Raw genomic sequence first — 13,070 nt, 5'->3', positions numbered from 1 at the left:
AAGGAGTTCATTAACGTGCTCAAAGCGGTAATTGTTCGTTTTCTGACATCCCTGATGGTGATCTTCGGTTCGCTTGTGCTCGTATTCGTTATCGTATATTTGCTCCCGGGTGATCCTACAGATCGTATGCTGGATCCGTCCGCTACTCCAGAGATGGTGGCACAGCTGCGGCATCAGCTCGGAGTGGACAGGCCATTTTACGTGCAGTTTACTGAATACATGGGCCGCATGGTTCGCGGGGATTTTGGCAAATCATTGATGAATGACGAGCCCGTGCTGCCCAAAATTATGCTGAATTTCCCCTCTACCCTGAAGCTGGCGGCAGCGAGCGCTATTGTCGCTGTCGTACTCGGCATCGGATTGGGTGTGCTTTCAGCGGTACATCGCGGTGGCTGGATAGATATGACTGCGCGGATTGTCGGTTTATTCGGTATCTCTATGCCTACCTTTTGGTCCGGTATTCTTCTGATTCTTATCTTTTCCGTTCATTTTAACTGGTTTCCCTCCATTGGCTCGGATGGATGGCGGACGCTTGTTTTACCCGCGTTTGCAAAGGGAATCGTCGGTGCGGGCTTCATTGTACGATTGGTTCGCAACAGTATGCTTGAAGTAATTAATGAGCATTTCATCGTTACACTACGAGCTAAGGGCGTGCCTGAAAAATTGGTGATGTATCGGCACGCATTACGTAATGCATTAATCCCGGCTGTAACGATGATCGGAGTGCTGAGCGGTGAGCTGCTGGCGGGAGCCGTAGTTATCGAAACGGTGTTTTCCAGACAAGGCATAGGCAGAGTCATATCAGAAGCTTTGATGGCCAAGGATTTACCGGTTATACAGGGTGTTATTTTCTTCACGGCGATCATTTATGTTCTGGTAAATTTACTCGTGGACATTTCCTATTCGTTCATTGATCCCCGGGTTAGGCGACAAAATAGGTGAAGGGAGTCGGCAAATAATGAGATTGTCCATGCCCACCAATAAGACCGGGATAAAAAAAAGGTCCATTTCTTCAATTACGGGTGTTGTTAAACGTTTTATTGTTTCCCAATTACTTGTTTATGGCTCCATTCTGTTCATTATATTTATTGTCGCTTGCGCTCTTTTTCCAGAGTGGATTGCACCTTATTCGCCAACTGTGATGATGCCTTCGCATATTTTGCAGCCACCCAACGCTGTCCATCTGTTCGGGACGGATTTTTTAGGGAGAGATGTGTTTAGTGTCGTTGTGCACGGTAGTCGGGACTCCTTATTAATAGGGGTTGCTTCCGTTATTGCGGGAGGGATCATTGGAGGGACAATTGGCGTTCTGGCGGGATATATAGAGGGCTTCTTTGATATCATTGTTATGCGATTGGTTGAGATTATTATGACCATTCCTGGTATCTTACTCGCACTTGCCATTGCAGCAGCATTAAAGCCGAGCTTGTTCAATATTGTACTTGCAGTAGCCATATCGGCTGTTCCTGGATACGCGCGAGTGCTTCGGGGGCAAATATTAAGCATTAAGAGGCGCTCGTTTATTACTGCTGCACGCTCCATCGGAACGAGCAGAATACAAATTTTTGTTCGGCATGTGCTGCCCAATTCGTGGTCGCCTTTGCTGGTTATGGCAACAATCGGGATGGGGACTTCGATATTAGTAGGTTCAAGCCTAAGCTTTCTCGGACTAGGTATTATAAAAGAAATTCCCGATTGGGGCTCGCTTCTGTCACAGGGACGTAGTTATTTGACGGTGGCTTGGTGGATGTCCACATTTCCGGGATTAATCATTACGATGCTGGTGCTCTCTGTTAATTTGTTAGGAGACCATCTACGAGACTATTTAGACCCCAAGAGCAGCCGGATATAGGGAAGGGAGGGTTGTTATTGAAAAACTTGCTCGATATTCGGGATTTGACGGTACAATTTTCCACGAAGAAAGGTAGCCTTACGGCTATTTCTGACGTTTCATTGAATATTAAAGTTGGGGAAACGGTATGTATTGTAGGGGAGTCGGGGAGCGGTAAAACCATAACATCCAAGTCGATCATGAGATTGATTGATTATGAGAACGGTGTGATTACCAAAGGGGAGATGGTGCTGGACGGAATCGATCTGGTTTCGCTCTCCTCTAAACAGCTTCGCAGCTTGCGAGGCAAAAAAATGGCAATGGTCTTTCAGGAGCCCATGTCGGCGTTCGACCCCGTCTTCACAATCGGCAGTCAAATTATTGAGATTATTGTACATCATAAAACGAGCAGCCGGAAAGCAGCTTGGGAGCGGGCGGTGTATTTACTGGAGCGAGTTGGTATTTCCGAGCCTGAGGTGCGGATGAAGCAATATCCGAATGAGCTGTCAGGCGGGATGCTGCAGCGGGCAATGATTGCCATGGCGCTAGCTTGCGAACCGGAGCTGCTCATTGCCGACGAGCCGACAACGGCGTTGGATATGACCATTCAAGCCCAAATTCTTCAACTGCTGCAGGAATTAAAAAAAGAATTTAACATGTCCATCCTGCTGGTTACCCATGATATGGGGATAGCAGCCGAGATGGCAGACCGGATTATTGTCATGTATGCGGGGCAAATTGTTGAGCAAGCAAACGTGCTTCAACTGTTCGAGCAGCCGCATCACCCGTATTCCAAGGGTCTCTTGGCATCCATCACGACTATGGAAAGTGACCGGAGTCTGAGATTGTATTCGATCAAAGGCGCAGTTCCTAATCTGAGTGATTTGCCGACGGGTTGCCGTTTTCATCCTCGTTGTGTGTATGCAAGCGAGAAGTGCAGGCGGGATAATCCCCCGCTTATGGATATTAACGGTCGGCAAGCGGCTTGCTGGCATTCCGCAGAACTGGTGAAATCGCCCGAATGGGGAAGGGGAGCGGTGGAAGTAACCGAGTTGGCTGCCGCACCCGAGCCGATTGTAGAAATCGATGCAGCGAGAAAGGTGGGGCATTCGACTCTCTTTGAAATCAATGGCTTGAGCAAATGGTTCCCGTTGAAAAAAGGATGGGGCCATTCTTCCTTTATTCGTGCTGTGGACGACGTTTCTTTTCATATTCGTGAAGGAGAAACATTCGGTCTGGTGGGTGAGTCCGGCAGCGGTAAAAGTACGCTTGGACGCACTATCCTGCAATTGGAGCAGGCGACAGCTGGCGAGGTTCGGTTTCAAGGCAGGGACTTGGTCCGATTGGACGAGCCGGAGTTGCAGAAGGTTCGCAGAAACATGCAAATGATTTTTCAAGATGCTTACGGCTCCATGAACCCGCGTTGGAAAATAAGTGAAATCATAGGTGAACCACTGAGGGTACACGAAACTTTGAACGCCAAAGACAAACGGGAGCGAATCGAAGAGCTACTGGAAATTGTCGGTCTGGACCGTTCGTGGTATGACCGATACCCGCATGAATTCTCCGGAGGGCAGCGCCAAAGAATTGGTATAGCAAGAGCCATTGCGCTCAATCCATCGTTTGTGCTGGCGGATGAGGCTGTCTCGGCTTTGGATGTATCCGTTCAGGCGCAGATCGTAAACCTGTTGCAGGATTTACAAAGAAACATCGGTTTGACTTATTTATTTGTCGCCCATGGCTTGCATATTGTAAGGCATATTTCCGATCGGATCGGTGTCATGTATCTGGGCAAGCTGGTTGAAATTGCCGACAGCGAAGAACTATTCCGGCATCCGGCACATCATTATACGAAAGCGTTAATTGCTTCAATTCCATGGCCCGATCCAACCCGGAAAAAAGTACTTTCCTCGATAGAAGGGGAAATTCCTTCGTCTGCTAACCCGCCCTCGGGCTGCCGATTTCATACCCGTTGTCCCGCTGCCACAATACGCTGCAAGGAGGAGCCGCCTGAGTGGACCCAAATCAGCAAGGACCATTACACAGCTTGTCATTATCCGGTATAGGCAGTGGAATGGAAGCAGATAGATAAAGGAACTCGGCTGGAAAGGATGGAGAAGATGTCATTTGTATTAAGCATATTGGATAAAAGCCCCATTGCCGAGAACGAGACGGCTGCTCAAGCGCTCCAGCACACACTTGAACTTGTACAGGCAGCAGAACGATTGGGGTATCATCGATTCTGGGTCTCTGAGCATCATGACATGGATAGCTTTGCATGCCCTTCGCCAGAAGTTTTAATCGCTTATTTGCTTGCGCGAACGGAGCATATACGTATTGGTTCGGGGGGCGTAATGCTGCAGCATTACAGTCCCTATAAAGTGGCAGAGAATTTCAATCTTCTCTCCTGCCTGGCGCCAGGCAGAGTTGATCTGGGTATTGGAAGGGCGCCAGGTGGATTCCCCAGATCTACGCGAGCGCTGCAGCCTGTTCCGAGCGAGACTGTGATTCCACTTGTCGATAAGTTGGTACTCTTGGACCAGCTTGTTCACGATGAATATCGAACGGACCAAGCTGATCCGTTGTATGGTCTTAGGGCGAAGCCAAGCCCGCCCCAATCGCCTGAGCTTTATTTGCTGGGAGCAAGCGTCGCCAGCGCGGAGATAGCTGCGAAGCTGGGCATGCCTTATGTATTCTCCCAGTGGATCAGTGGAGATGATGAAGTGCAGACGCAGGCTCTGGCTGCATATCGGAGCATGTTCCAGCCATCAAGACTGCCAGACACGCATGTTATTATGGCGGTATCAGTCATTGTGGCAGATACCGATGAGGAGGCTGAACGGCAAGCCGAGGAATTTAAAGTTATCAAGATTTTTCTGGAAAATGGCAAAAAATTGAGGGTAGGCAGCCTGGAGCTATTAAACGAGTTCACCAGACAAACTTCCGAAAAGTACACCATTGAACAAAAAAATACCATAATTATATATGGTTCCCATCTAACCGTTTTCGAAAAGCTGAAGCAGTTATATTTTAAATATGAATTTGATGAGCTTATGATCAACATCGAACTCAAGACACTGTCCCAGCGGCTTGATGCTCTCAGAGAAATCAGGCTGGGACTGTCGGAGCTTGTTCGTTCTTAACTCGTCTTTATCGTAAGCATTTGATTGCGCTAATATGGTTAATCAATAAACCTAAAGAGAATTTTGCCACTGAAGTAAGTTGGCAAGGTTCTTTTTTACATTATATTACATTTTATTTATCCTGAACAAAATAATAGTTCTTTTTACCTAATATTTTTAATTTATGTTAGATGAAGTACCTATTTAGAGGTATAATGATAGAAAATTAAACTAAAATTGGGTGGATATGGAGTGGGATTTATAATGAAACTGAAGCGCTTGGCGATGATGATCAGCGTTCTTTCGATAGGTGCATCCTTAAGCGCCTGTGGAGAAGTTGGCAAGCTAGAGAAGCTGGGTTACCCCGAAGCAGAGATTACAAAAATTATTGATCAAAATTATGTCAAAAGCATTGTCAACAATAAAATCCAATACAACGATTACAATGATATTAAAAAGCATCGGACATACAAGGAAGATAATCTCGAGGGTTATACAACAGTGCTTAATAAATTGTATACGAAGGATGAATTGGAGCTCGGCATGATCGGAATCAATGCATTGAAGGAGAACGATCCAGATTATGACAAGATACTGAATAAGAAGAACGAAGAGATGGTGAGCGCTATCCAGAAAAGCTTGACTCCAAAAATTAAGCTGAACAATAGCGAACTCAATGCTACACCAACTGATAAAGGCACGGATTATATAAAAACGACATTAAGCGCACAAAGTTATTTCGATGGGGATATTGCTAAAAATGCGGTTATCGAGGGCAGCTTCAACTCCAGTAAGCTCGGAGATTACACGCTTGTTGTAAAAGCGAAGGATTCTAAAGGTTACCAAGTCGAGCAGCCTGTCAAGCTAAAGGTTATCGACAACGAGAAGCCACAAATTAAGTTGCCTGCAGCCAATAGCGTCTTTGTCGGTGATACACTCGACTTAATGAAGGATATTGCTGGCACAGACAATGTGGACGGTGATTTGACGAAGAGCATTACAATGGATAAGGGGAATTTTACGACGGATAAAGAAGGTACTTATACTATTACATACAAACTTAAGGACAGCTCCAATAATGAAGCCAGTGTCAGCCGGGAGGTAAAGGTTGTTCCGATCTACAAAATAAATGATTCATTTGAATTAAACAAGTACAAGCTGACACCCAAATCGTTCGTGTATAATCGGACGGACACAGAGCAAGCCAAATATTTTTACCAGTATTATAACGCGAAAGACGGCAACACATTTTTGATCATGAGCTTGACTATTGAGAACCAGGATAATATTAGGAGAACTCCATTTGATATTTTTGGCAATGATGAGCAGAAGCTTACGGCCATGCTGATCTTTGACGGAAATTACGAATACAAGGAGACGCCTCACTTGTTAGACAATAACTGGTATCATACATTCAGTTCAATTGATCCACTTGTGACCTCAACAAAAAACCTAACGTTTGAACTACCAGAATCTGTTAAGGAATCCGACAAAAGCCTCGTGCTGAAAATCAGCAAGTACAAGGCACCGGATACTGCGGTGTACATTAGAATTCGATAGAGTCACTATTACCAACATGAATAGGAGCCTTGCCACCGAAAGTAGAGTGGTAGGCTCTTTTTTTTCTTGCCACTCTAATAATCTTATCGTTTACACGAGCATCTGCATTCATTCTTTCCATATGCGAAGCATAGGAAAAGCTTGTATAGTCCAACCTAAGGTTAATACGCGTAAACCATTCCAGCTAAGGAGATGTCGATATGGCCAGACGAAGAGGACGCAATCTGATTGTACCCCAGGCTTCACAAGCTGTTGAGCGATTCAAGGGTGAGGTTATGCAACGAAAGGGGTATTCAGTTAATATGAATGAGCCTGGAAATGTGAAGTACGAGGTTGCTCAATCCTTGGGAATCCCGCTCACAGCAGGACGCAATGGACATTTATCAACAGAGCAGGCAGGTAAAATTGGGGGACAAATTGGCGGATCGATGGTTCGTGAAATGATTTTATTGGCACAACAGCAGCTTATGAACAATCATAACAAATAAAACTCAATGCTTAAAATATACAAGAGGACCGGAGCTCGTCGCGATCCTCTTTTTTTAAATCATACGATCATTTACTGATTTTCCTGTTCTTCAGCTTCACAATTTTGTTCTGTGTTCAAGTCAGCGGCTGAACGAAACTCCTCTTCGTTGTGGGAGGATAGCTTATCGCCAAACTGATCCAGCCGACTTGGATTGCTTGCAGATCCGTCATTATCCGGTTTATTGTTTCTGCCTGTCATAAAGTCACCCCCTTACGGTTAGGGTTTCCTAAACAGGATACTCCATCCACAATATGAGCGGATAAATTCAGTCAAAGCTGGTTCATCCTGGCTGGGCAGCAGCGAATAAGCCAATCCGCTTATTTTGCACTCTCGTCCTTCTTGCGAAATGCTATATAACTAACGATAAAAGCAACGGCAAGGGCACAAATAACCGGCGCATAGATATACAAATCATTCATGATAAGACCCCATTTCCTAAGATTATTGGGAATCGTCTGCTACTTATAATTACCCTCATAATCCACATACAACGCAGTACCCCCAAGCGGCGTGGAGATCACGCTGGAATAAACCGTATCTTACGAGAAAATTCCTTATAGGGAATGTCGGATTTAAGCAGGAAGGGCAAGGGAACGTATCGAATGTATGGGTAGCTGATTCCATCATCACGGATTTTACACTCACAACAGGAACAAGCAGCATGCAAATTAGAAGGAGGCTCAATAATGAAGATTAAACAATGGCTCACGGCGACAGCGGTGGCTACCAGCAGTCTGATCTTACTATCGTCCATTGCATTTGCAGCAGATCCGGTGAAATCCGACATGGTGCTCAAGCTAAATGGGAAAGACGCTGAATTTACGGCTCGAACGTATTTGGTGGACAACAGTTTGTATGGACCTGCAGACGAGGTTGCGAGACAGTTGGGCGCTGAGATTACTTGGAATACCGCTGCTAAGACGCTTGCTTTGCGTAAATCCGGCAGCACATTTGAATTTACGGCAAATATGAAAGCGGTTAAAGTAAACGGTGTTGAGCTCGCCTTGGCAGCTCCTTTGCAAGTGGTCGGAGAAAAGCCATATGTTCCAGTTCGCTTCATCTATGAATCTCTCGGTTATTCCATAGGTTATGATTCCAAAACACGTGCCGTCAGTGTGGGCTCGGATAGTAAGCCAAGCTTGTCGGTATTGGGCATTAACCAAGGGCAATATCTTTTGGGCAGTGAATTGAAGATAGCAGTATTGGCGCATAACCTAACATTATCCGATTTTACAGTAAACAAAGCGCCCAAGGCAGGTGAAGGTCATCTGCTGGTGTGGCTCGATACAGATCTCGATCCCAAGCTGGCAATCAACTCATATAAAGGCGAGCCTGTAGCATTCAATCAGATTAAGCCTGGTGAGCATACATTGACCGTGCAGTGGGTAGGCAATGATTCATTGCCGCTTCAGCCTGATTTAAAGCAAACAATTAAATTCAACAGCGCACAAATATCGATTTTAGCTGATTTGGACCCGCAGAAGGCAACTGGGATGCGCACTGAAGGTGTTATTGCCAATACCAAGGGCCATGTATTTACGGTAGACTCAGATTCGAAGAAGCTGTTCCGAATTATGGCCGATAGTGGTAAGGTGGATGTATTAACCGAGCTGCCGCGTGCAGCTACAGGTCTCGGATTAGATGCAGCCGGCAATCTGTATATGGCAAGCGGAGGTCAGGAGGGTGTTATCCTGAGGGTGCTGGCCAAGGATTTGGAAGGCGGAATGTTCGACACTGCTAAGGTAGAAACCTACGTCAGCGGTGTGGCAGGTGCGAACGGATTAGCTTTCGATAAAAAAGGCAATTTGTATGTGACTGGCGGAGCCAATGGAAATATTTATATGGTAACACCGGATAGGCAGTTACATACGTTTAAAAGTGGTCTGCAGGCAGAGCGCACAGACCAGCTTATTGTTGTTAACGGAATCGCCTTTGGTCAGGATGGCAAACTGTACGTATCGAATACGAGCAGCGGGGAAATTAACCGCTTTACGGTCAACGTAGATGGTTCACTCGGAACCACTGAATTAGTGGCGAAAAGTCCTCTGCTCTATGGTGCTGACGGCATTAACTTCGGACCGGACCAGGCCCTGTATGTTTGCGCCAATGAGCGTAATTCGATTGTCAAGGTAACGATAGACGGCAAGGTAACCGAGGTAACGCATAACGATAATAATGGTCCTTTGGAATTCCCTGCAAGTCCTTATTTTATTGGAAATACCTTGTATATAAGCAACTTTGACCAGCCGCGCGGCGATAATAAGCCAAATGAGCCGGGAATAGGCGCTTCTATCGCCCAAATTCAATTAGGACCTGTTAATAAATAATTCAATACCAAAAAAGCTTGCGAGGTGGTCATACCCTGTAAGCTTTTTTGGTATTAGACGTCTTTGCCGCTAAAGCGTCATCTGCATTCCGGCATCCATCCCAGCTCGGTTCCAACCTAACGAGTTGGGTGATAAGCTTGATTCAACCGTCTGCTGGTAAAACCTATGGGAGCTGAGGCGGATAGGGCCGAATAAACCTTTGAGCAAATTTATCCCGTTCCTTGGTAGTGAAAAGCTTCTTGACCAGCTCTTTCCATTGTTTTTGGCCGGGTTCATCATGCATTTTTCTAAAGCTTGCTTTCAGATACATTTCAACGGACCTTTTTTTAGCGTCGATCCCATATAACTGGTTTTTGAATGGCACGTTGAGGGTAATTTTACGAACTGCAGGTATGTCGTGCAGCAGCCGAACGGTTACTTCCATGATCACCTTATGAACAGTGTCGATGGCTGGAAAATAACTGTTGAACTCCTCTTCGGTTATGGGAGTGTTGGGTGTAGCTTCTTTGAGTTCTTTATAACTCGTATAAAATTGAATAAAGGCTTCATTCTGATTGCGAATCTCGGCTATTTGAATAATAGAGGCTGCGCGAATAGAAGGAATGAACTCCTGGAATTTCTTGAGTTCCTCATCGCTTAAATTCGGTTGGGGCACAGGTGCCTCCACAGATTCGGCACGTGGAGGTTCATCTGTTGGAGCAGAAACCGCGAACGTTTGTGGTACACAAGCTCCAAGTGTAACCATAATGACGCCAATGATTCCTATAAGCCCAAGTTGTTTAAACATGCAGTATCCCCCCAGCATCGCTTGTTAATTGCAATTTCTCGGATGTTAACGAAACCTTAGTTAAGGCTTGATGCTAAGGGTGACACTGGCGGTTTTGCCATTCTGTGATTTGGCGCTGATTGCAGCTTTACCAGAGGCAAGAATGTGCACGTTACCGTCTTCATCTACCGTAGCAACCGACGTGTTGCTGCTTGACCAGGTGAGAGTCTTGTTCGTGGCATTGGTTGGTGCGATTGTAGCGTTCAATGTAAAATCAGGGTCGCCAACCTTGAGATTTAATGATGTTTTTCCCAACGAAATGCGGGTTACAGGTTGCAGCACATTAACCTCAGCAGCAGCCGTGAGCTCTCCATCGGTGGTTGTAGCTGTAATAGTGGCGGTTCCTGTCGACTTGCCCGAGACAACACCTTTATTGTTTACAGTAGCGATGGCGCTGTTGGAGGAAGACCATGTAATACCTTTATTAGACACGTTCAAAGGCTGAATGGTTGCAACCAGCGGGGCCGTACCTCCGGCATTTAGTGTGATACTGTTGTCATTTAATGTTATGCCAGCCGCTGCAACCGAATCACCATAAGTTAGATTAACAGTAAGCAATACATCCGTGCTTATAGCTGTACGCATATAATCGGGTGAGCTGTAGCTGTATGACGAAATATTACCAAAGCTGCCAATGGCAGACTTCAGGTCATTGGCAATACTTTTCTTGGCAGTATAACGAGCGGTAAAGGATGGCTGATTGGTAGCCATGGTTTCTTTGATTTTGACAGCAAGCTGTGCCGGGGTGGAGATGGTATACTCATCCTTCATATAATCCAGATCCAGCGATTGCTGGAGCTTTTGATAAAAAGGCGCTCTTGCTGTATCTGTATTCTCTTTACTCAATAATGTTGTGGTAAAATCGACCGTCGCAGCTGGATATTTCTTTTTCCAGGTGTGATTGGACTTGATTTGGGCGTCGGTCAGATTGTAGTAGCCATAGGCAAGTCGCCCTGCTACATCGGGTACAGGATCATCCCAGGTTGTGTCGAGATGATACCAATTTCCTTCCAGCTTGACCAGATTCCATGTGTGCAGCTGACCTCCGGCGGTTCCTTCAATAATCTTATTCTCCAGGCCTGCATCCGACAGCATTCGATAGGCGAGTAGAGCGTAGCCTTGACATACCGTTTTTCGGTTGCCAAAAAGTCCGGCGTATGCAGAGTGCTGTACCATAGTTGTATCATAAGCGAGATTGGACACGATCCAGTCGTGAATCGCTTTTTCTTTTTGAAAATCATTCATGTCGGGTGTAATGATTTCAGATAATATATCGCTTACACGAGCAGCAACATCTTTGGATTGATCTACCGTTTCCCAGTACGTAAAAGTCAGGTTGATTGTCGTAAAATCCTTGTCAGGCGACAGCGTATAGCCGTAGGACTTTGTGCTATAAAGTAAATAATCGTCAGTCTCATATATGGCTGCCAGCAAAGCGTTCATATTGGTCTTGGATAAGGCACCGCCAGTGTAAGTAATACTGAAGGAAGCCGGCTTACTGAATATGGCAGCTTCAAGCTTGTCCTGCAAATCTTTGAGATCGTTCGCTGTTTGGACAGCGGCATAAACAGGAGTTTCCCACCATAGAGTAGTTGTTACACTAGAGCTTAAAAGGAAAGCAGACAGCAGCAGTGTCTGAGGAATACGTAACTTCATATACGACAAGTCTCCTTCTATTCTCTTGGATGATGATATGAATTTGATCTACATACTATTTTATCGACATATGCACCTGAAAAGTAAAGTATTAATCCATAAAATATGCTGAGGAATTTAAGTAGTCAAGCAGTGTGAATGGTCGGATTAGTGTGGTATAATTTGTATAATACAGTACATTGGGGACGCATATAATTTGATTCACTCCGCATCATCCGTTAAATGACCTAGGAAGCTCAAATTGGCATAATCCAGTTACGCTAACCAAGCAAGCTTGGCTATGGACAACCAGGGATACGCTTTATGATGCAAGTTTTGCTATGCAAAACCTAAGGAGGCTGTTTATGACTGTACAATGGGGAGTTCAAATACACTCCGGATATCATTGCCACAAATGCGATCAGCACATGGACATTCTACTGCTGTATAAACCGACCAACACGATATTTTTGTTTAACGGGTATTTTTTTCATACTGAATTAGCTTATGAAAAGTCCGCGGCTATGATTGATCTAGCAAAACAGCACGGCATTATTTTGGAGAACAGATACAGTGCCTTTATCAAATCGGAATATATCATGCATGTTTGTCCCCACTGCGACGCCGGGCAGGGCGATAACTATGTTGTCGTGGACAACCAGCAAATCAACAGAACGCTTATGAAAAAAAGCTTTATTGCTGTCTATGAGGAACAAACTGAGCTCTGGAGCGAGATTCCCCTGGAGCAGTGGAGAAAAAAGCTGAGCGAGAGTCCGGCTATCAGGCCTGTACAACTGGTTGTCCCTATGATGGAAAAGGATAAAGCATTAAAGCTGGGAGCGCAATGGAATTCCAGAAATAAATCCTGGTATATTCCCGGTGATGCTGATCTTAAGCCATTTGAGCAGTGGCTGCCAACCACAAAGGGTTGGATGGAGTAGAAATATGGGCATTTGTAGATCAAGTTGTCATTATAGATAATATAGAATCTGAAGGAGTTGTCACGGAGGTATTTGTTGCTTGAACTATTTCTTTGCCATAATTTGAATAATTTTATAGCCTAAAATCAGACGATTTTAGGCTGTTTTCATTCCAACTAATATTTATTTGAAGTCAGACCTGTTGATTAACCAGATTTTGTAACTCTAACCTCAACAGAGACATACGTTTGAATGAAGCGCTGAATACAAACGATCCATTCAACGGGTAACTTACCAAGAACGAAAAAGCGTGAAAACTG

The 13,070-nt window shown here is 45.1% G+C and carries 11 protein-coding genes; 8 read left to right on the top strand and 3 right to left on the bottom strand.

Features of this window, described 5'->3' with window-relative positions:
- The first annotated feature begins 15 nt into the window (after positions 1-15).
- The 6 genes from LRL21_RS37360 (at position 16) to LRL21_RS37335 (ending at position 7,001) form a co-directional block, all read left to right on the top strand.
- Positions 16-942 (top strand): ABC transporter permease, encoded by a 927-nt coding sequence (locus LRL21_RS37360; RefSeq protein ID WP_240420892.1) that lies wholly within the window; start codon positions 16-18, stop codon positions 940-942.
- A 28-nt stretch (positions 943-970) separates the two neighbouring features.
- Positions 971-1,852 (top strand): ABC transporter permease, encoded by an 882-nt coding sequence (locus tag LRL21_RS37355; RefSeq protein ID WP_240420891.1) that lies wholly within the window; start codon positions 971-973, stop codon positions 1,850-1,852.
- A gap of 17 nt (positions 1,853-1,869) precedes the next feature.
- A complete protein-coding gene (locus LRL21_RS37350) occupies positions 1,870-3,897 on the top strand; it encodes an ABC transporter ATP-binding protein (RefSeq protein ID WP_240420890.1) in 2,028 nt (675 codons plus the stop codon).
- A 54-nt stretch (positions 3,898-3,951) separates the two neighbouring features.
- Positions 3,952-4,974 carry an LLM class flavin-dependent oxidoreductase gene (locus LRL21_RS37345; protein WP_240420889.1) on the top strand — a complete coding sequence of 341 codons (1,023 nt, stop codon included), beginning with the start codon at positions 3,952-3,954 and terminating at the stop codon, positions 4,972-4,974.
- Positions 4,975-5,217: 243 nt separating this feature from the next.
- Positions 5,218-6,513: an immunoglobulin-like domain-containing protein gene (locus tag LRL21_RS37340; RefSeq protein ID WP_240420888.1), complete on the top strand. Its 1,296-nt coding sequence runs from the start codon at positions 5,218-5,220 to the stop codon at positions 6,511-6,513.
- Between the two features lie 200 nt (positions 6,514-6,713).
- Positions 6,714-7,001, top strand: coding sequence for an alpha/beta-type small acid-soluble spore protein (locus LRL21_RS37335; protein WP_240420887.1), 288 nt, complete (start codon positions 6,714-6,716; stop codon positions 6,999-7,001).
- A gap of 71 nt (positions 7,002-7,072) precedes the next feature.
- On the opposite strand, the gene LRL21_RS37330 is transcribed toward LRL21_RS37335, so the two are convergent.
- A complete protein-coding gene (locus tag LRL21_RS37330; RefSeq protein WP_240420886.1) occupies positions 7,073-7,240 on the bottom strand; it encodes a hypothetical protein in 168 nt (55 codons plus the stop codon).
- A 488-nt stretch (positions 7,241-7,728) separates the two neighbouring features.
- Between LRL21_RS37330 and LRL21_RS37325 the strand changes: the two genes are divergently transcribed.
- Complete coding sequence (locus LRL21_RS37325) at positions 7,729-9,369, top strand: stalk domain-containing protein (protein WP_240420885.1); 1,641 nt, start codon at positions 7,729-7,731, stop codon at positions 9,367-9,369.
- Between the two features lie 163 nt (positions 9,370-9,532).
- On the opposite strand, the gene LRL21_RS37320 is transcribed toward LRL21_RS37325, so the two are convergent.
- On the bottom strand, positions 9,533-10,156 hold the full coding sequence (locus LRL21_RS37320) for a hypothetical protein (protein WP_240420884.1): 624 nt from the start codon (positions 10,154-10,156) through the stop codon (positions 9,533-9,535).
- A gap of 60 nt (positions 10,157-10,216) precedes the next feature.
- Entirely contained in the window at positions 10,217-11,851 is a 1,635-nt protein-coding gene (locus LRL21_RS37315; RefSeq protein ID WP_240420883.1) for an Ig-like domain-containing protein, read from the bottom strand.
- Positions 11,852-12,195: 344 nt separating this feature from the next.
- Between LRL21_RS37315 and LRL21_RS37310 the strand changes: the two genes are divergently transcribed.
- Positions 12,196-12,771 carry a DUF5710 domain-containing protein gene (locus LRL21_RS37310; RefSeq protein ID WP_240420882.1) on the top strand — a complete coding sequence of 192 codons (576 nt, stop codon included), beginning with the start codon at positions 12,196-12,198 and terminating at the stop codon, positions 12,769-12,771.
- The last annotated feature ends 299 nt before the right edge of the window (positions 12,772-13,070 follow it).

Source organism: Paenibacillus periandrae (assembly GCF_022458865.1).
Lineage (GTDB): Bacteria > Bacillota > Bacilli > Paenibacillales > NBRC-103111 > Paenibacillus_S > Paenibacillus_S periandrae.
Note: the sequence above shows the minus strand (reverse complement) of the source record. Positions and strands in the feature narration are given on the sequence as shown.

Coding starts and splice junctions, on each gene's coding strand:
- LRL21_RS37355 (WP_240420891.1), top strand. CDS start 971: ATGCCCACCAATAAGACCGGGATAAAAAAAAGGTCCATTTCTTCAATT.
- LRL21_RS37345 (WP_240420889.1), top strand. CDS start 3,952: ATGTCATTTGTATTAAGCATATTGGATAAAAGCCCCATTGCCGAGAAC.
- LRL21_RS37340 (WP_240420888.1), top strand. CDS start 5,218: ATGAAACTGAAGCGCTTGGCGATGATGATCAGCGTTCTTTCGATAGGT.
- LRL21_RS37335 (WP_240420887.1), top strand. CDS start 6,714: ATGGCCAGACGAAGAGGACGCAATCTGATTGTACCCCAGGCTTCACAA.
- LRL21_RS37330 (WP_240420886.1), bottom strand. CDS start 7,240: ATGACAGGCAGAAACAATAAACCGGATAATGACGGATCTGCAAGCAAT.
- LRL21_RS37325 (WP_240420885.1), top strand. CDS start 7,729: ATGAAGATTAAACAATGGCTCACGGCGACAGCGGTGGCTACCAGCAGT.
- LRL21_RS37320 (WP_240420884.1), bottom strand. CDS start 10,156: ATGTTTAAACAACTTGGGCTTATAGGAATCATTGGCGTCATTATGGTT.
- LRL21_RS37315 (WP_240420883.1), bottom strand. CDS start 11,851: ATGAAGTTACGTATTCCTCAGACACTGCTGCTGTCTGCTTTCCTTTTA.
- LRL21_RS37310 (WP_240420882.1), top strand. CDS start 12,196: ATGACTGTACAATGGGGAGTTCAAATACACTCCGGATATCATTGCCAC.